This is a genomic window from Rhodococcus sp. UNC23MFCrub1.1 (assembly GCF_000686025.1).
GTDB lineage: Bacteria > Actinomycetota > Actinomycetes > Mycobacteriales > Mycobacteriaceae > Rhodococcoides.
Map to the genome: position 1 here is coordinate 465,211 of NZ_JMLQ01000001.1, position 16,571 is coordinate 481,781.

The following is a 16,571-nucleotide window of genomic DNA, read 5'->3' on the forward strand; positions in this document are numbered from 1 at the left end:
TCCCGGTAGCGTCGTCGCGATGAGCTGGATTCGCATGAACGACGTCACCGCCGGGTACGAGCAGAAAGTCGTTCTCCGCGAGGTGTTCTTCCGTCTCTCCGACGGAGACAGGGTGGGCCTCACCGGCCGTAACGGGTCGGGCAAGACCACGCTCCTGCAACTGCTCCTGGGTCGCGTCGCGCCGGACTCCGGCACGGTGGACGTCACCGAGGGTGCTCGGATCGGCTACTTCTCCCAGTTCTCCGAGCTCGACGGCGATCGCAGCATCACCGCCGAACTCGAGTCGCTCTTCGGGGACATCAGGGCGGTGGAGACGGAACTGGCCGAGGTCGAGACGGCGCTCGGAGGCGACATCGACGAGAAGGAGATGTACCGCCTCGTCGACCGCCAGGCCGAGCTGCTCGAGCAGATGGAGGTCGGCGGTGGATGGACGTACCACCAGCAGATCGACACCGCCCTGTCGATGCTGGGTTTCGACGCCGAGCGTCGAGAACTGCCGGTGGACAAGCTGTCCGGTGGATGGCGCAACCGAGCCGCGCTGGCCCGCATCGTCCTGGAATCGCCCGACGTCCTCCTTCTGGACGAGCCGACCAACTTCCTCGACGTCGCCGGGATCACGTGGCTCGAGCGGTGGCTCCGTGACTTCCGCGGCGCACTGCTCCTCGTCTCCCACGATCGCCATTTTCTCGAGCAGGTGGTGACCACCATCGTCGAGATCGAGAACAACCGGTTGCACACCTACGACGGGAGCTACTCGGAGTACGTGCAGCAGAAGCAGTTCCGACTGAAGAACCTCGAGAAGGAGTTCAGCACCGAGCAGCAACTCCTGGCCTACGAGCAGGACGCGATCACCGACCGGAAGGAAGCCGCGAAGAATCCGAGCGGCGTACTGAAGCGGCGACTGGCGTCGATCAAGAAGAGCAAGACCCCTCGACCGGTCGATCAGATCATCACGTCGATCTACAGCGGACTGCACGTGCACGACGACCTCTGCGTCGTCGACGGCGTCACGAAGGGGCACGGCGGCGATCCACTGTTCGCGGATCTCTCCTTCGAGATCCATCGGGGCGACCGCATCGCGATCACCGGCCCCAACGGCTGCGGGAAGTCCACGCTCCTCGACGTGCTGACCGGGCTCGCACCCGCCGACTCCGGAACGGTGAAGTGGAAGGTCAAGGCGCCCGCGTTCATTCACTACAACACGGTGCTCGCGAACCTCGATCCGGACGACACCGTCACGCACGCGGTCAACGCGATGCCGGACAGTCTGGCACTGACCGCGACCCGGAAGGACGTGGCACGCTTCCTCGCTCTGCTGCAGTTCTCCGAGGCCGAACAGAAGCAGCGCATCGGAACGCTGTCCGGAGGTCAACAGGCACGCGTCGCGTTGGCCCAGTGTCTCCTGTTCGGAGCCGGCGTCATCGTGCTGGACGAGCCGACGAACCATCTCGACCTCCCGAGCGCGCACGTCCTCGAGCGAGCGCTGACGGCGTTCCCCGGGGCCGTCGTGGTGGTGAGCCACGACCGCTTCTTCATCGAGAAGGTGGCCTTCCGCCAACTCGCCTTCGACGGCCGGGGCGGAGTGCAGAAGATCGCCGGCGTGCAGATGTAGCCCGGGGTTCTCAGCGCGGCGGCACCCGGTGCAGAAGCAGCGTGGCCGCGTCGAGCACCTGATCACGGTCGCGGGTGAGTCGATACTCCACACACGGCTCCCCGTCCGCGGTGCACGGCACCGCGGTCAGCGCCGCGGCGAATTCCGGGTCCACCACCACGATCGAGTGTTCTCTCGCCAGCGGCTCGCTCTGTCCGATCACGACGATTCGATGGTGGCCGGCCAGCGATCGCGCGTCTCCCGCGGTGAACAGCACGGTCAGAGCACTTCGCTCGGACAGCTGATCGAGCAGCTGCCGCCGAGTCCCGATCATCGTCTCCGGCTCCGGGACCGTGACGAGCACCAACGATGTCGGCCCACACTCCAGGGCACGACGGAGCAGATCCGCCTCCAGGTCGGCCAGCGCGGCCGGGGTGGTCCGCACCGCGGACCCGCGGCCGTGAGTGAGCCCGAAGGGTGTCACGGCCACCGGGGCACGCACCGTCACAGCGGGGCCGGCCAGCCCTGGATGCGGTCGACGCGGCACGGCGTCGAAACTCGGTAGCGGGCCGGGCGCGCCGAAGTACCAGCCCTGCCCCCACGAGGCACCGAGCTCGAGGGCGCGGGCCTCGTGCGCAGCATTCTCGATTCCCTCGGCGACGACCACGGAGCCCGTTCGCGCGGTCTCCGCGGCCACCGCGGCGAGGAGCGCGATCGTCTCCGGCGTGGAAGGTTGCTGGACCAGGCGCATCTCCAGCTTGACGACGTCCGGTCGCAGCAACGCCAGCAGCGCGAGGCTCGACGAGTCCGCCCCCACGTCGTCGACGGCGATACGCCACCCCAGGTCTCGGGCGTGCGCGACCGCACGCAGTATTCCGGCCGGATCCGCCATCAGGTCACGCTCGGTGATCTCCACGACGATGGACTGGTCGGCGGCGTCCACGAGCGCACCGCGTGCAAAATCCGGCGGTGGGGCGTCCAGGGCGGCGGGTTCGGAGTTCACGAACAACGCCAGTTCACTCGGGAGTCCCGCTTCCGCTGCGCCACGCACTGCGGACACGCGGCAGAGCCAATCGAACTCGGCGGTCACACCCCGGCGCTCGGCCTCGGCGAACAAGTCCTCGGGTGAGCCGCCGGACGCCGGCCTGGTCAAAGCCTCGTAGCCGACGATCGAGCGATTCCTCAGATCGACGATGGGCTGATAGACGGTGTCGATCGGTCCGGGAAGAAGAGGGGGTGCGTCCACCACATGCCCTTTCCGATCCACAACTGCTCCGACGTCCCCACCCGGCCACACAGTGTGCCTCGAGTTCCGTTCGAGTCGGACATCGCGGCTCTGCGTGACCAATGGCCGACCCGCCCTAGGATCAATGCCCATGGTGAACCGGTCGACAGGTGCGATGAATGGCTGAGCAGGTGGCCGCACCCCGCATCGTCGCCGGTCGCTACCTCCTCGGACCTGTCCTGGGCCGCGGTGGCGTCTCGGACGTGTTCCGGGCGACCGATCGGACGCTGGGCCGGGCCGTGGCGGTGAAGTTGTTCCGCAGCGACGACCACACGCCGCACGACCGTCGACGCATCGACAGCGAGATGCGCACCCTCGCGTCGCTGACCCACCCCGGCCTGGTCACGCTCCACGACGCCGGCTCCGAGTCCGACGTCGTCGGCTACGACGGGCCCTACCTGGTGATGGAGTTCGTGGACGGCACCACGCTGTCCACGTTCCGCGCGGGCGGCACCCTGCCGCCCGAGGTGATCCGGCAGATAGGCCACCAGGTGGCGCAGGCACTGGCACACATCCACGCGTCGGGCATCGTCCACCGCGACGTCAAGCCTGCCAACATCCTGATCACCCGCGACGACGACGCGGGACTGCGAGCGAAGCTCACCGACTTCGGTATCGCGCGCATCGTCGACTCCGACCCGATGACCGAGCACGGCACCGCCGTCGGGACGGCGCACTACCTCAGCCCGGAGCAGGCGACCGGCGAGGCGACGGAGCCGGCCTCCGACGTCTACTCGCTGGGCCTTGTCCTGACCGAGTGCCTCACGGGACGAATGGTGTTCGAGGGCAGCGCGATCGCCGCCGCGATAGCCCGTCTGCATCGCGACCCGGTGATCCCCGTCGAACTCGGGCCTACGTGGGTGTCGCTGCTGACCGACATGACCTCCCGGACGCCGACGGCGCGCCCGACCGCCGCCGACGTGGCTCACCGGCTGCACACCCTCACCGAGGACACCGACACCGCGGTCCTCGCGACCCCGATGGCGACGCCGGCCGCCGTCGTGTCGGGCCGTCGATCCACCGTGCCGTGGGTACTCGCCGCGCTGGGAATCTGCGCGGCGCTCGTCACGGTGCTCGCGATCCGCGGAGCGGGGTCGGACGGTGAACCGACGACGGAGCCGCCGCTGCCGAGCACGTCCGTGGTGGTCGAGACGACGTCGGAGCCGACGGCCACCCCTGTCCCGGTTCCCGAGACGGTCCCGGAGGTCGCGCCACCAGTCGTCGAGACGACGACGGTCGCTCCCGCACCCGTCGTTCCGCAACCCGCAGCACCCGGCAACGGCAACTCCGGGAACGGCAACTCTGGCAACGGCAATTCCGGGAACGGCAACTCGGGCAACGGCAATCCCGGGAACGGCAACGGTAACTCCGGGAACGGTAATGGCAATCGCTGACTGATCACCCTCGTTTGTGGCGTGACAGCTCGGGTAGGCCGCACCCATGACTGCAGACGACGCGACCACACCACTACCCGACTACGACCAGCTCACGGTGGGGACCATTCAGCACCGTTGCCGATCGCTCGATCAGGATCAGATGGAGCGGCTGATCGCTCACGAGCGCGATGCGGCGAACCGCCCTCAGGTGCTTCAGATTCTCACTGCTCGTCTCGGCGAACTGCGCGCCGGAGCCGAACCCTCCGGAGGGGACCCGTCCGCCGCTCCCGAGGTGTCGGACACCCCGCGGCAGTCGAACGTCGGTCCGGAGCACTCCCCCACCGACCACACGCCGCTCCGGCACGGCGTCGCGTACCAGACCCCGGCACGCGGCAAGCCCTGACGACGCTGGGTCCGCGCGGCGTTCACCGGTCGGTGTGCGCCCAGCGTCGTGCGCCGGCGAAGGTGCTCGCGAGGACGAGCACGACGACGATCGTCAGGGCGGACCACATGGTCACGGACGCGTCGAAGGAGAACAGCAGGCCTGCTCCCAGTGCGGCCGCCGTCGCGACCACCGCGCCGAGGGGAAGCGCCACTGCCACCGCCGTCGTCGTGCGCCGGACCAGAGGATCGGAGGTCAGCCTCAGCGTCAGGAACACGGCGAGCAGCGCGAGAACGTATGCCGCCGCGACGCTCCCCACGTAGAGGATGAGCAACCCGTCCACGGGGAACGCCACGGACGCGTCGGGCGGCAGACCGACGAAGGCGGACACGATCCACAGCAGCCCGGGCAGCAGACCGAGCAGGACACCGGTGAGTCCCGCGGCGACGACTCGTCCCACGTCGTCAGCGACGTCCGGTGCGGATCACGCGGGTTCTCGCATCACACCGAAGTGCCGCGCGGTTCCGGACACCCCGGGCAGCTCCTGCACCGGGGACCATGTGGCGAGACCGTCCGTGCTGTCGGAGTACAGGTACTTCCCGTCGATGTAGGCATCGAGGTAGATGCGCCACACGTCGTTCGGCAGCTGGACCAGAGCCGGACCCTCGACCATGGAACCCCACGCGCCGGGGGCGACGAAGCGGTAGGGCCCGAGCACGGTCGGCGCGACGGCATGCTCGACGAACTTCTTCGTCTCGTTCTTGGTGAACGCGTGGTACGTGGATCCGACCTTCACGATCGTCGTGTCGATGTGGTCGGCTCCGATCCCGTCGAGTGGCACCGGAATGCTCCACGAACTCAGAGAGTCGTCGAGTGCCGTCATCAGGTACGGCACGAAGCCGCCACCGGTCGACAACGACAGGACGACGTGCACCCTGTCGCCGTCGACGAACCATTCCGGAGCCCAGGCCTTGGTGACGAACGGCGACAGCGACGGGCCGTCGGCGAAGCCTGCCGACTCGGAGAAGAACGGGATGCGTGGGCCCTTGCCGTCTCCGGTGCCGGGCATGAACGCGCAACAGAACGGCACCGGCTGGGTACCTGTGAACGTCCAGTTCACCCGGTCCGGGCTGCGAGCGAAGCCGATGTTCGCACCGTCGGCCGTCGTGTAGGTGAGGCGGTACGACCCGTCGGTGTGGCGAAAGATGCTGGGGTCCCGCATCAGTCCCGACGGCGGTCGGAACGCGGACGTACGCTCCGGCGTGAACGTGGTCCCGTCCGACGACCGATACACGTCGAGGTCACGGTCGCTGGCATTGCTGAACGCGACCATCGTGTAGGTCCATTCCGCTGGAGCGGCAGCACTGCTCGCCGGGGCGGCGACGAGCAGGCTCGCCACGGCGAGAAGCACCATCGGTAGGCCGGACAGTCGCCTGCGTCGGAGGGTCGTCACCGATGCAGTCTCCCAGTCCCATCTGTCTCATCTGCACCATGATTCACATCGGTGCGGGATCGTTACGCAGGTCGTTCACAGGAAACGTCCAGCGTCCTCGCACCGCGGGTGCAGGAAGCATTCGTAACGTCCGACCCATGATGTTCTACAGAACTCCCACACCCGCCGGTTTCCCGCGAGGCGGCCGCACGGCCCTCGCCTCTGTTCTCGTGGCCGGCAGTCTGCTGCTCGGCGGCTGCAGCGCCGCCACCGAGAACGCGGCGACACCGGCCTCCGCCACCACGAGCCAGGAGGCCGCCGTGTCCACCGCCTCCGTCACCGACGGCGCGACCACCACCGCGGCCACGATCAGCGACAGCGCCACGGCCGCCGAGGCTTTCCTGGCGACGCTCACCGACGCGCAGCGCGAGCAGGTCACCTATGCCTACGACGACGAGACCAAGACGACGTCCTGGTCCAACTTCCCCGTCACCTTCATCGACCGCGCCGGCCTGAACCTCGCCGACCTCACCGACGAGCAGCGCGCCGCCGCCATGACCGTGCTCGAGTCGCTGCTCGGCGACGACGCCTACTCGACCGTCACCGGCATCATGGGCGGCGACGAGTACCTGCACGAGAACAGCACCTCCACCGAGGACTCACTCGGCCAGTACTACATCGCCTTCTTCGGCGACCCGTCCGACACCAGCGCCTGGGAGATCCAGTTCGGCGGACACCACCTCGGCATCAACGCCACCCTCGACGGCGCCGCCGACGCCGTCACCTTCGCCCCCACCCACCTCGGCGTCCAACCCGCCGAGTACACCACTGCCGACGGCACCGACGTGCAGCCGTTCGACGGCATCTACACCGACGCCTTCGCCTTCTACGACAGCCTCACCGACGAGCAGAAGACCACCCTCTACCAGGGATCGGACGTCGCGGCCATGGTGTGCGCGCCCGGCAGCACCTGCGACTTCCCCACCGGCAGCGGACTTTCCGGCGCCGACCTCACCGACGAGCAGAAGCAACTGCTCCTGCAGGTCATCGCGAACTGGGCCGGCATGGCCGACGAGGAGACCACCGCCGACGCGCTCGCGACCATCGAGGCGACGCTCGACACGACCTACGTGAACTGGTCCGGCGCGACCACCTACGACATGAGCCAGGGCGACGGAATCCACTTCCAGATCAGCGGACCGGACGTCTACGTCGAGTTCGCAGCACAGCAGGGCTCGGCCGGGGCGGACGTCGCGGGCGTCACCACCTCGGGGTGGGGCCACGTCCACACCATCTACCGCGACCCGAGCAACGACTACGCGAACAGTGTCACGCAACAGGAATCGACCGGAATGGGCGGCGGCACGATGCCGGGTGGGGGCTTCTGACGATTCCTCGGTTGCGCCGGGCGGTTCGCGGCGGGTAGTCAGGTGCAGATGAAGACCTACGAGCTACCCGGCACCGATCTCCGCGCGTCCAGCGTCGTGCTCGGCCTCATGCGCATCGAGACGCTGAGCGACGAGGAGATCCGAACACTCGTCGGCACCGCGCGTGATGTGGGAGTGTCGGTCTTCGACCACGCGGACATCTACGGCAGCGATCGTCACGCCTGCGAGCGCAGGTTCGGCGACGCCGTGTCGTTCGCGTCGGATCGAGACGACGTCATCGTCCAGAGCAAGGTGGGCATCCGAGAAGGGTTCTACGACTTCTCGTCCGAGCACATCCTGACCACCGTCGACGAGTCTCTCGCCGCCTTGCGTACCGATCACCTCGACGTCCTGTTGCTGCACCGGCCGGACACCCTCGTGGAGCCGGCCGAAGTCGCGGCGGCCTTCGACACGCTGCACACGGCGGGCAAGGTGCGGCATTTCGGAGTCTCGAACCACACTCCCGGACAGATCGAGGTGCTGAAGACCGAGGTGCGACAGCCTCTGATCGTGAACCAGGTCCAGCTGAGCATCACGCATGCACCGCTCGTGGCGGCCGGTCTCGCGGCGAACATCGCCGGGCTCGAGCAGTCGGTCGACCGCCACAACGGTCTGCTCGATCACGCGCGACTGAACGGCGTCACTCTGCAGGCGTGGTCACCGTTCCAGAAGGGGACGTCGGGCGGCGTGTTCCTCGGTGATCGCGAGAACTACCCCGAACTGGACGACGCGCTCCGCGAGCTCGCCTCCCAGTTCGAAACCACGCCCACCGCGATCGCCACCGCGTGGATCACCCGGCACCCGGCGAACATTCAAGTGGTGCTCGGAACCACCGACCCCGGCCGCGTGCGGGAAGCTGCCGCCGGCTCGGACGTGGTTCTGAGCCGGGAGCAGTGGTACCGCCTCTTCCGCGCTGCAGGGCACACGTTGCCGTGACCCCGGTGAACCATGCACTCCCGAACACCGGGATTCCCGCGCCCGCAGGAGAGAATCGTCGTCGAACACCCCTCAGCAGCACATCGACGAGGAGCAGCGCATGCGCCCGCACGTCCACCTCAGCGGTCAGCTGATCTGTCGGGACGATGCCGAGTCGGCCGTCGTGTCGGAGTGTCTGCCCCGCCATGTCGAGCTGACGCGGGCCGAGCCCGGTTGCGTGTCCTTCGACGTCCAGCAGAGCGACGACCCCCTCGTGTGGCAGGTGGACGAGTACTTCACCGACGACGCCGCCTTCGCACGACATCAGGAGCGAGTCTCGTCGAGTGAGTGGGGCGGACGGACGGCGGGCATCGAACGGCGGTACGTCGTGGAGCGCGAGCGCGACGTCGCCCCGACGACGAGGGGGCCGTTACGCACCGCAGGCATCTCTCTGGATTGCGCCGATCCGGAGGAACTCGTTCGGTTCTATCTGGCCCTCCTCGGTGGTCGTCGACTCTGGGGTGACGACCAGGAGTCCGGGATGCGCACCGATGAGGGGCTCGTCCTGGTGGCGCAGAAGGTCGAGGAGTACACACCTCCCGAGTGGCCCGGAACCGCCGTGGTGCATCTGGACATCGACGCGGGCAACGACCTGGCCGGTGCAGTCCGGTACGCAGAAACCTGTGGCGCGCGACAGTCCGAGTCACAGGTCGATTCTCGGTGGGCTGTTCTCCTCGATCCGGCCGGACATCCGTTCTGCATCACGACGATGGTGTGGTCCGACCGATGACGAGTCCGGCGCGGTGGCCCAGCGCTCGATCGGGCGGTGGAATCCGGTGCAGCAGTCCGCGCTGTACGCGGTTCAGTGCACCGGATTCGCTCTGCGCGGCCGGCGTGCCGTTGTTCGTCGTCGATTGGCAGTGGCTGCTCACTCGTCGGTCGAGTCGAACAGTGCACGCACCACACCGTCGAGCGTCTGCGACGAGACGTCGGCCTCGCCGAAGGCGGCACTGGGCACCTTCTCCTCGCGGCGGCACCATCCGGTGCGCATTCCCGCGCGTCCTGCGCCCTGGAGATCCCAGGAGTGCACCGCCACCATCGCGCACCGGTCCGCGGTGACTCCGGCGCTCGACACCGCCAGCTCGTACGGCGCCGCTGCCGGCTTCCACGCGCGGACGTCGTCGATGCTGAGCACTCGTTCGACCCGATCGGACACACCCGCCCGGTCGAGGAACCCTGCTGTCGAGTCCGCGCTTCCATTGGACAGGGTGAACACTCGCGCACCACTGGCGACAGCGGCGTCGAGTGCCGCGACGACGTCCGGGTGCGGTGTCGTCTCGGCGAACCCTCCGACGACGTGCTCGATGTCGGCGTCGGAGACGAACCCACGGGTGTACGTCCGCAGAGCGGACGATGCCACGATGGCGAAAGGCTCGTACGCACCGGACAGGGTCAGCGCCATGCCGTCACGCAACAGGTGCGCGAACCATCCGTCGAACGAGGACGACGGCGGCGCCACCGAGATGAACCTGTCGCGGACGATGTCGAGATCGGCGAGTGTGCCGACCACATCGAACACGATGACATCAGGAGCAACGGGTTCTGCCATGCCACCGGCGTACCCGACGCGGGGAGACGCCAACCCCGAGCCCATCCGTGTCGCCGACTGTCACCCGCCCGCCGCCACCCGGGTGTGCGCGGTCATGAGGACGGTTCCCACAGTGGACTCGAGTCCCTCTCCCAGTGGTTCAGCACTGAGATCGGCGAGGATCTGTCTGCACAACAGCCGAACTGAAGTATTCGTCTCCTGCGACCGCCACCTGATCAGTGCGAAAGCCTGATCGTCCGTGATGTCGAGGACAACCATGACGATGCCCTTGCACTGATCGATGACCGCGCGTGACTCGAGCGCCGCTCGAAGACCGTCCACCTGACGTTGGGCGTCGTCGACTCGCCGGGCGATCGCGAGCAACGACTCCACCACGGTGACACAGATCGTCGACGTGTCCGCGTCCGCGTACTCGAACCCGTGATCGCTCCGGCTGTAGAGGTTGAGAGCCCCGTAGCGCTCATCGCCCACCGACACCGGTGTGGACAGGAAGCTCCGCATTCCCGTGTCCGCGTTCCGTATCCAGAACTCGGGATACCTCTGCGCGGCAACCCCGCTCGTCACACGGACCGGCGTCCGGGTCGCCGCGGCCTCCAGGCACGGGCCCTCGTCGGCGTCGTACTGAGCACGGTCGACAGCTCGGACGCACCCGTCGGTGACCACGATCGTCACCGGTCTTCCCCGTCGAATGACTGTCACGCCTGCCGCGTCGGCTCCGGGTACGGCGTCGACGAGGTTGTCGCACATCTGCTCCAACGTCGCGTCCACGTCTCCGATGGATTCGAGGAACGAGGTCATCTTCCCGACCACCTCGGCGACGGAGGTCAGAGCCGCATCCGAGGGGCTCCGAGCCATGTGCCGTGCGTCGTCCTCACAGTGCTTCTCGAGCATGAGATCACCGAGTCCTTTCAGGGCTCGTCGGTTGCCGCGTCTCCGGTGTCCGATCGGGCCACGCCCACGGTGAAGGCATTCGCCAACTCGTCGAGCACTCGCTCCGCTCGCGCGGCGCGCCAGGTGTCACCGCACTCGACCAACCTGTCGCGGTGCGATGCGAAGTGGGCGCTGAGCAACGGGATGAGGTCGACCGGGATGTACATCGATCCCCGTGACGGCCGGGCCTCGAACACCTGGTCCACCTCGACGCCGATGTCCCCGGTCATGACGCATCGCTCAGCGTCGCGGGCAGCCCGCCGCCCGTTCGACGACGCTCGGCGAGCAGTCGCTCGAGTGCCATCAATCTGAACACCTCTTCTGCGGGGGCGTTCTCTCGTACGGCAGCGCGTCGTCTCTGCATAATCGGCACCACGTCGTCGACGTCGGCCGTCCGGTCCATGTCGTCTGCTCTCGACACCATGGCGTTCTCCCTTTCCGACACCGGACGAGTCGTGGAACAGTCGGGCCGATGCCTGGTCTCCGGCCGTCGCCCGGCCGGGAACGAGCGCGCGGCTCAGAGCGTCGACCGCGCTGGGTCAGGTCGATACCCGTAGGGAGTTCTTGTAAACACGACGAGCGTATCGACGTGACGTGCCGAGAGGACGGAAGGACGGTGTCGGTGCCCCCACCGGGACTCGAACCCGGAACACAAGGATTTTAAGTCCTCTGCCTCTGCCAATTGGGCTATAGGGGCCTGCTCGAGGCCAGCTTATCGTGGGCCGTTCAGGAGACGCCTGGTCCCGTCTCGACCGGTCGCGCGGGATCCGACGACCACGCGGACCAGGATCCCGGGAACAAGGCCGCATCGATACCGGCGAGTGCGAGCGCTGCGATCTCGTGCGCCGCGGTCACACCGGAACCGCAGTAGACGGCCACCTCGTCACCGGGTCGAATACCCATGGTCGTGAACCGATCTCGCAGGACAGCAGGCGCAGCGAAGGTCCCGTCGACGGTCACGTTGTCCGACGTCGGCGCACTGAGAGCGCCCGGAATGTGGCCGGCACGGGGATCGACGGGCTCGACCTCGCCGAGGTACCGCTCCCCCGCACGTGCGTCCAGAAGACGGCCGGGGAATGTCGCGGCCTCGTCTGCCGTCACCGTCGGCAGATGGCCCTCGGACAGCGTCACGTCCCCAGCTCGCGGCGCCCTCTCCTCGCCCGACCGCATGGGTAGTTCGGCCGCCTGCCACGCGCCGAGTCCACCGTCGAGCATGCGCACGGTCTCGACGCCCGCCCAGCGCAGCAGCCACCACGCCCGAGCCGCAGCCATGTTGCCGGTGGCGTCGTAAACGACGACGGACGATTCGGCGTCGATGCCCCACTGCCGCGCATACATCTGCAGATCGTCGAGTCGGGGCAAGGGGTGCCGCCCTTCGGTGGGCTCCCCGTGACCGGCGAGTTCCGAGCCCAGGTCGACGAACACGGCGCCAGGGATGTGCGCGTCGAGATAGTGCTGGTGGTTGTCGGGATCACCGAGTGCCCATCTCACGTCGAGCAGCACGGGCGGACGCGGCGACGTCAGCGCTGCGGACAACTCCGACACGGTCACCAGGATCTCCGACATGGCGATCAGAGTACGACTCGGTGTGCCGCGCGCACCGCTCGGTCAGGCAGGGATCACGGGCGGCTCGAAGGTGAACGTCGTCCCGAGCAGCCAGACGAGCAGCAGCACCACCGGGAAGTGGAAGAGGAACTGCAGGAACGTGAATCCGATGAGATCGCGCGCCCGAAGACCCAGGACGGCGAGCAACGGCAGCATGAAGAACGGGTTGATCAGGTTGGGCAGCGCCTCGGCCACGTTGTAGATCTGCACGGTCCAGCCGAGGTTCATCTGCACGTCGGTGGCGGACTGCATGACGTACGGCGCCTCGACCAACCACTTGCCTCCGCCCGACGGGACGAAGAGTCCCAGGATCACGGTGTAGACGGCGATGACCACAGCGAAGGCTCCGCCACCGCCGACCTCGGTGAAGAACGTGGCCAGGTGCTCGGACACCGTGACTCCGCCCCGCCCTTCGGATGTGGTCAGAATCGCGGCCATCGCGGCGTACAGCGGGAACTGCACCAGAATGCCCGCCGTGGCGGGCACGGCCTTGGCGACGGCATCGAGGAACCGCCGCGGTGTGCCGTGCAGCACGAGTCCCAGCATCAGGAACACCAGCAAGTAGCCGTTGAGGCTGCTCACCACCGACAGCACGGGCTTCGAGAGCAGTTGCGACACCAGCCAACCCAGCGTCATCGCCCCGGCGAGGATCGGCAGGATGCGGCTGTACTCGAGCCACTCGCCCGGACGGGTGCGCGTCGGCGGCTCGGAGATCGTGTCGTCGAGGTCGACCTTCAAGGCCTCGGCGGTCTTGATCGCCGCACCGGTGGGCGCGGAGAAGTGCGCGATGATCACGGTCAGCACGATGATGATCACGCACATGACCAGTGACTGCCACGTGAAGATGGTGGTGCCGAAATCGAGGACTCCGGTGATCCGGAGCAGAGCCGGCGGGAGCGAGCTCGCGGTGGCCTGGAGCTGCGCCGCGGACGACGACATGCCCAGTGCCCACACCGCACCCAGGCCCATGAACGCCGCGGCGCCGAGCGCGCGGTAGTCGACGCTCAGATCGCGTCGCCGGGCGATGGCACGAGCGAGCAGTCCACCGAAGACGAGGCTGAGACCCCAGTTCAGAAACGACACCGAGCACGACATGAGCGCGACGAAGCTGACCGCCGTGCGTGGATTGTTCGGCAGCGCGGCCAGTCTCGTGATGAGCCGCGCCACGGGTGGTGACGTCGCCACCACGTATCCGGTGAGTACCACCATGGCCATCTGCAGGGTGAACGCCGTCAGGTCCCAGAAGCCGTTGCCGAACGCGTCGACCACGTTCTGCGGCGACGATCCGTTCGCGAATGCGGCGAGCGCCACCACCAGCACGCCGACCAGCGCGAAGATGTAGGCGTCGGGGAACCATTTCTCGGTACCTCGCGCCAGCGCCTGGGCCGTTCGCGCCAGACCCTTCTCCGCGGGTGCGTCGGTGTCGCGGACTGCCATGGTGACCTCCTGGTCGTCGAGCGATCGGTGTGTCGGGGACCACAACGGCCTCGATCGACCTTTCCCGTGGTCCCGCCCGATGGCAAGAGGCATCCCTGCACCCTCGATCTGCGGCGATGCAGGACCGCAGGTGGCACACTTCGTTCATGGCGACAGAGGACGACGTCAGGCGTATCGCACTCGCGTTGCGCGAGGTGACGGAGAAGCCGTCGTACGGCACTCCCGGCTTCCGCGTGAAGGACCGACTGTTCGCACGGGTCCACGAGATGCCCGATGTTCTGCTCCTCCGCAGACCGAGCGTCGAGGACCGCGAGGCCCTCATCAGCTCGAACCCGGCAGCGTTCTTCACCACAGATCACTACGAGGGTCATGCGTCGGTGCTCGTGCGATTGCCCGAAGTGGACGTCGACGAACTCCGTGAACTGATCGAGGAGGCGTGGGAGTGCCGCGCTCCGGTGACTGTCAGGAAGCTCGGCCCGAAGCCCGAGTGATCACCGCCCGGCGAGGCTGAGAGCGATCCCGTCGAGAATGTCGTGCTCACTCACGACCAGGGTGTCGATTCCGGCTTCGCCACCGATGTGCTCGGCGAGTGTGGCCGCGACGAGGGATCCGCCGCCGATGACGTCGACGCGACCGGGGTGCATCGGGCCGAGCACGGCACGGTCCGCCCTCGTCATGCCGAGCAGACGATCACAGACGTCGCGCAGATCGGTGAACGGGATGCGCGACAGGTGGATCGCGTCCGGATCGTAGGCGGGAAGATTCTGTGCCACGGCCGAGAGGGTGGTCATCGTCCCGGCAACCCCGACCCAGGTGCGCGCATCCTTCACGGGTACCGCGTCGAACGCCGGCTGGAGGCGCTCCGAGGTGAAGGCCTGCCCTGCCCTGCGCTCGGCCTCGGTGGGCGGGTCGGATCGCAGGCACCGCTCGGTGAGCCGAACGCATCCGATGTCGGCGGAGTAGGCGGCGCGTACGCCGTCGGCGTCGCCGAGAACCAGCTCGGTGGAGCCGCCGCCGAGATCGACCACCAGGAACGGCCCCTCGTCCGGATCCAGATCGCCGACCGCACCGGCGAACGACAGACGAGCCTCCTCGTCTCCCGAGATGACCTCGGCCACTGCGCCGTCCGCGACGGAGGCGAGTGTCCGGCGCGTCATGTCGAAGAACAGATCACGATTGTCGGCGTCGCGCGTGGCCGACGTCGCAACCATGCGCACCGCGTCGACACCGCCCAGCGCGGTGATGATGTCGACATACTCCCGCAGCGCCGCCTCGGTGCGGTCGATCGCCTCGAGTGCGAACGACCCGGTCGCGTCGACACCCTGCCCCAGCCGGACCACACGCATCTCACGCGCGAGGTCTCGGAGACCGTCGTCGTCCACGTCGGCCACGAGCAGACGGATCGAATTGGTGCCGCAGTCGATCGCAGCGACCCTCATGCTCGGAGCTCCTCGATGGTGGGCCAGTCCGCGGGCAGGGCCGTGCCGCGCAGAGGCCCCTCGGCGGCCAGCGCCACCGACTCGTCGCCCAGCGGATTGGCACCCGGCCCCTTGGCCAGCGAGTGCGCCATCAACACATGCAGACACTTGACCCGGTCCGGCATCCCGCCGCCGGTGAAATCGGTTCCGAGCGACTCGATCTCGTTGCGCTCGGCCAGATACGCCTCGTGGGCACGCAGGTAGGCCGCCGCGAGCTCCTCGTCCTGCTGCAGCCGCTCGGTCATCTCGCGCATGACACCGGCGGATTCCTGGCGGCTCGCCTCGGCCGTCAGACGCGGATCCGTGAGGTAGAAGAGGGTGGGGAACGGCGTTCCGTCGGGCAGCTTCGGCGCCGTCCTGACGACGGCGGGACGGCCGTCCGGGGTGCGGTAGGCGATCTCGAGCACGCCGCGCGGCTCTCGTCCGAGCTGGGCGGACACGGCGTCGAGGTCTTCGCGCGACACGTCGCTCACTGGGTCTGACTCATTTCCGGATCGGGTGGATCGGCGTGCGCCGAGGCGTCACCGTGGGCTGGTCGCCGTGGACCACAGGTCGCTGTACCAGGGTCCGGGCGGGGGCGGCGGCGGATCGTTCTCGATGTCCGATCGTGCACGCGCGCCGGGCAACTGGACTTGATAGGGGGTCTCGCCGGGCATGACGTAACCGAGGCGCTCGCGTGCCTGTGCGGTGATGTAGGCCGGATCGTCGGTCTGGTCCTTGCGGATCTGGAGCTCGGCCACGCGCTGTTCGAGCGCCACTCGCTCGGCGGCCACCTGGGCGGCGTCCCCGCGCTGGGAGATGTACGTCCGCAACGGAACTGCGAGAGTCAGGGCGAGAGCGCAGATCACCACGGCGAGGACGACGGCCTTGCCCGTGGACAGGCCGAGGAACGTGCGTTCCTTCTTCTCGCCGCCGCGGCGGCGTCCGCGCCGACCGACCAGTGCGGCACCCTCGGTGACGACGTCGTTGACCGCGCCGGCGACGGTCCGGGGCTGCGAGGCCCCGGACCCGTCGCGGCGCGTGGATCGACCGGGACGCGCGTCACGGCGCGGCGAACGGCCACCCGGCCGTGCCGCACTGCGTCGAGAGTCCCGGTCCGCCATC

Annotated in this window: 19 protein-coding genes and 1 tRNA gene; 7 read left to right on the forward strand and 13 right to left on the reverse strand. The window is 68.0% G+C overall.

Translation table 11 applies throughout. From position 1 onward, the window contains the following. The first annotated feature begins 19 nt into the window (after window positions 1-19). On the forward strand, window positions 20-1,612 hold the full coding sequence (locus BR07_RS0102245; protein ID WP_027504048.1) for an ABC-F family ATP-binding cassette domain-containing protein: 1,593 nt from the start codon (window positions 20-22) through the stop codon (window positions 1,610-1,612). Between the two features lie 10 nt (window positions 1,613-1,622). Here BR07_RS0102245 and BR07_RS0102250 read toward each other — a convergent pair whose 3' ends face one another. Beyond that, window positions 1,623-2,837: an EAL domain-containing protein gene (locus BR07_RS0102250; protein WP_231476126.1), complete on the reverse strand. Its 1,215-nt coding sequence runs from the start codon at window positions 2,835-2,837 to the stop codon at window positions 1,623-1,625. A gap of 158 nt (window positions 2,838-2,995) precedes the next feature. Between BR07_RS0102250 and BR07_RS27750 the strand changes: the two genes are divergently transcribed. Together BR07_RS27750 and BR07_RS0102260 are read left to right on the forward strand one after the other, a co-directional pair. Then, complete coding sequence (locus tag BR07_RS27750) at window positions 2,996-4,270, forward strand: serine/threonine-protein kinase (RefSeq protein WP_037183934.1); 1,275 nt, start codon at window positions 2,996-2,998, stop codon at window positions 4,268-4,270. A 46-nt stretch (window positions 4,271-4,316) separates the two neighbouring features. Further along, entirely contained in the window at window positions 4,317-4,655 is a 339-nt protein-coding gene (locus BR07_RS0102260) for a hypothetical protein (protein ID WP_027504050.1), read from the forward strand. A 22-nt stretch (window positions 4,656-4,677) separates the two neighbouring features. Here BR07_RS0102260 and BR07_RS0102265 read toward each other — a convergent pair whose 3' ends face one another. Both BR07_RS0102265 and BR07_RS0102270 read right to left on the reverse strand, forming a co-directional pair. Then, entirely contained in the window at window positions 4,678-5,094 is a 417-nt protein-coding gene (locus BR07_RS0102265) for a hypothetical protein (RefSeq protein WP_027504051.1), read from the reverse strand. A 24-nt stretch (window positions 5,095-5,118) separates the two neighbouring features. Further along, complete coding sequence (locus tag BR07_RS0102270) at window positions 5,119-6,048, reverse strand: glycoside hydrolase family 43 protein (protein WP_051612951.1); 930 nt, start codon at window positions 6,046-6,048, stop codon at window positions 5,119-5,121. A gap of 176 nt (window positions 6,049-6,224) precedes the next feature. Here BR07_RS0102270 and BR07_RS22950 point away from each other — a divergent pair, with 176 nt between their 5' ends. The 3 genes from BR07_RS22950 (at window position 6,225) to BR07_RS27530 (ending at window position 9,198) form a co-directional block, all read left to right on the forward strand. Beyond that, window positions 6,225-7,454: a DUF3500 domain-containing protein gene (locus BR07_RS22950; protein ID WP_442970291.1), complete on the forward strand. Its 1,230-nt coding sequence runs from the start codon at window positions 6,225-6,227 to the stop codon at window positions 7,452-7,454. 48 nt (window positions 7,455-7,502) lie between these two features. Beyond that, complete coding sequence (locus BR07_RS0102280; protein ID WP_027504053.1) at window positions 7,503-8,429, forward strand: aldo/keto reductase; 927 nt, start codon at window positions 7,503-7,505, stop codon at window positions 8,427-8,429. A 100-nt stretch (window positions 8,430-8,529) separates the two neighbouring features. Further along, window positions 8,530-9,198: a VOC family protein gene (locus BR07_RS27530; protein ID WP_231476127.1), complete on the forward strand. Its 669-nt coding sequence runs from the start codon at window positions 8,530-8,532 to the stop codon at window positions 9,196-9,198. A gap of 138 nt (window positions 9,199-9,336) precedes the next feature. Here BR07_RS27530 and BR07_RS22960 read toward each other — a convergent pair whose 3' ends face one another. The 7 genes from BR07_RS22960 to BR07_RS0102330 form a co-directional block, all read right to left on the reverse strand. After that, window positions 9,337-10,017 (reverse strand): haloacid dehalogenase type II, encoded by a 681-nt coding sequence (locus tag BR07_RS22960; protein ID WP_051613056.1) that lies wholly within the window; start codon window positions 10,015-10,017, stop codon window positions 9,337-9,339. Between the two features lie 60 nt (window positions 10,018-10,077). Then, on the reverse strand, window positions 10,078-10,908 hold the full coding sequence (locus BR07_RS22965; RefSeq protein ID WP_051612952.1) for a GAF and ANTAR domain-containing protein: 831 nt from the start codon (window positions 10,906-10,908) through the stop codon (window positions 10,078-10,080). Between the two features lie 17 nt (window positions 10,909-10,925). Beyond that, window positions 10,926-11,177 (reverse strand): hypothetical protein, encoded by a 252-nt coding sequence (locus tag BR07_RS0102310; RefSeq protein WP_027504054.1) that lies wholly within the window; start codon window positions 11,175-11,177, stop codon window positions 10,926-10,928. Then, a complete protein-coding gene (locus tag BR07_RS0102315; protein WP_155956904.1) occupies window positions 11,174-11,371 on the reverse strand; it encodes a hypothetical protein in 198 nt (65 codons plus the stop codon). The genes BR07_RS0102310 and BR07_RS0102315 overlap by 4 nt, the downstream gene beginning before the upstream one ends. 199 nt (window positions 11,372-11,570) lie before the next feature. Beyond that, window positions 11,571-11,644 (reverse strand) — tRNA-Leu (locus BR07_RS0102320). Window positions 11,645-11,673: 29 nt separating this feature from the next. Next, entirely contained in the window at window positions 11,674-12,513 is an 840-nt protein-coding gene (locus BR07_RS0102325) for a sulfurtransferase (protein WP_231476129.1), read from the reverse strand. A 42-nt stretch (window positions 12,514-12,555) separates the two neighbouring features. After that, on the reverse strand, window positions 12,556-13,989 hold the full coding sequence (locus BR07_RS0102330) for a short-chain fatty acid transporter (RefSeq protein WP_027504057.1): 1,434 nt from the start codon (window positions 13,987-13,989) through the stop codon (window positions 12,556-12,558). Window positions 13,990-14,135: 146 nt separating this feature from the next. Between BR07_RS0102330 and BR07_RS0102335 the strand changes: the two genes are divergently transcribed. Continuing rightward, a complete protein-coding gene (locus tag BR07_RS0102335) occupies window positions 14,136-14,480 on the forward strand; it encodes an MmcQ/YjbR family DNA-binding protein (protein ID WP_027504058.1) in 345 nt (114 codons plus the stop codon). On the opposite strand, the gene BR07_RS0102340 is transcribed toward BR07_RS0102335, so the two are convergent. Genes BR07_RS0102340 through BR07_RS22970 form a run of 3 tightly spaced genes read right to left on the reverse strand, consistent with a single transcriptional unit; the run spans window position 14,481 to window position 16,570 of the window. After that, complete coding sequence (locus BR07_RS0102340) at window positions 14,481-15,428, reverse strand: Ppx/GppA phosphatase family protein (protein WP_027504059.1); 948 nt, start codon at window positions 15,426-15,428, stop codon at window positions 14,481-14,483. After that, a complete protein-coding gene (locus tag BR07_RS0102345) occupies window positions 15,425-15,940 on the reverse strand; it encodes a DUF501 domain-containing protein (RefSeq protein ID WP_027504060.1) in 516 nt (171 codons plus the stop codon). Before BR07_RS0102345 ends, BR07_RS0102340 begins: the two co-directional genes overlap by 4 nt. Before the next feature lie 48 nt (window positions 15,941-15,988). Further along, on the reverse strand, window positions 15,989-16,570 hold the full coding sequence (locus BR07_RS22970; protein ID WP_037183939.1) for an FtsB family cell division protein: 582 nt from the start codon (window positions 16,568-16,570) through the stop codon (window positions 15,989-15,991). Window position 16,571: the final 1 nt, after the last annotated feature.

What these genes read in the sequence shown, in the direction of transcription:
- BR07_RS0102245 (WP_027504048.1), top strand. Translation starts at nt 20, where the DNA reads ATGAGCTGGATTCGCATGAACGACGTCACCGCCGGGTACGAGCAGAAA.
- BR07_RS27750 (WP_037183934.1), top strand. Translation starts at nt 2,996, where the DNA reads ATGGCTGAGCAGGTGGCCGCACCCCGCATCGTCGCCGGTCGCTACCTC.
- BR07_RS0102260 (WP_027504050.1), top strand. Translation starts at nt 4,317, where the DNA reads ATGACTGCAGACGACGCGACCACACCACTACCCGACTACGACCAGCTC.
- BR07_RS0102270 (WP_051612951.1), bottom strand. Translation starts at nt 6,048, where the DNA reads ATGGTGCTTCTCGCCGTGGCGAGCCTGCTCGTCGCCGCCCCGGCGAGC.
- BR07_RS22950 (WP_442970291.1), top strand. Translation starts at nt 6,225, where the DNA reads ATGATGTTCTACAGAACTCCCACACCCGCCGGTTTCCCGCGAGGCGGC.
- BR07_RS0102280 (WP_027504053.1), top strand. Translation starts at nt 7,503, where the DNA reads ATGAAGACCTACGAGCTACCCGGCACCGATCTCCGCGCGTCCAGCGTC.
- BR07_RS27530 (WP_231476127.1), top strand. Translation starts at nt 8,530, where the DNA reads ATGCGCCCGCACGTCCACCTCAGCGGTCAGCTGATCTGTCGGGACGAT.
- BR07_RS22960 (WP_051613056.1), bottom strand. Translation starts at nt 10,017, where the DNA reads ATGGCAGAACCCGTTGCTCCTGATGTCATCGTGTTCGATGTGGTCGGC.
- BR07_RS22965 (WP_051612952.1), bottom strand. Translation starts at nt 10,908, where the DNA reads ATGCTCGAGAAGCACTGTGAGGACGACGCACGGCACATGGCTCGGAGC.
- BR07_RS0102310 (WP_027504054.1), bottom strand. Translation starts at nt 11,177, where the DNA reads ATGACCGGGGACATCGGCGTCGAGGTGGACCAGGTGTTCGAGGCCCGG.
- BR07_RS0102315 (WP_155956904.1), bottom strand. Translation starts at nt 11,371, where the DNA reads ATGGTGTCGAGAGCAGACGACATGGACCGGACGGCCGACGTCGACGAC.
- BR07_RS0102325 (WP_231476129.1), bottom strand. Translation starts at nt 12,513, where the DNA reads ATGTCGGAGATCCTGGTGACCGTGTCGGAGTTGTCCGCAGCGCTGACG.
- BR07_RS0102330 (WP_027504057.1), bottom strand. Translation starts at nt 13,989, where the DNA reads ATGGCAGTCCGCGACACCGACGCACCCGCGGAGAAGGGTCTGGCGCGA.
- BR07_RS0102335 (WP_027504058.1), top strand. Translation starts at nt 14,136, where the DNA reads ATGGCGACAGAGGACGACGTCAGGCGTATCGCACTCGCGTTGCGCGAG.
- BR07_RS0102340 (WP_027504059.1), bottom strand. Translation starts at nt 15,428, where the DNA reads ATGAGGGTCGCTGCGATCGACTGCGGCACCAATTCGATCCGTCTGCTC.
- BR07_RS22970 (WP_037183939.1), bottom strand. Translation starts at nt 16,570, where the DNA reads ATGGCGGACCGGGACTCTCGACGCAGTGCGGCACGGCCGGGTGGCCGT.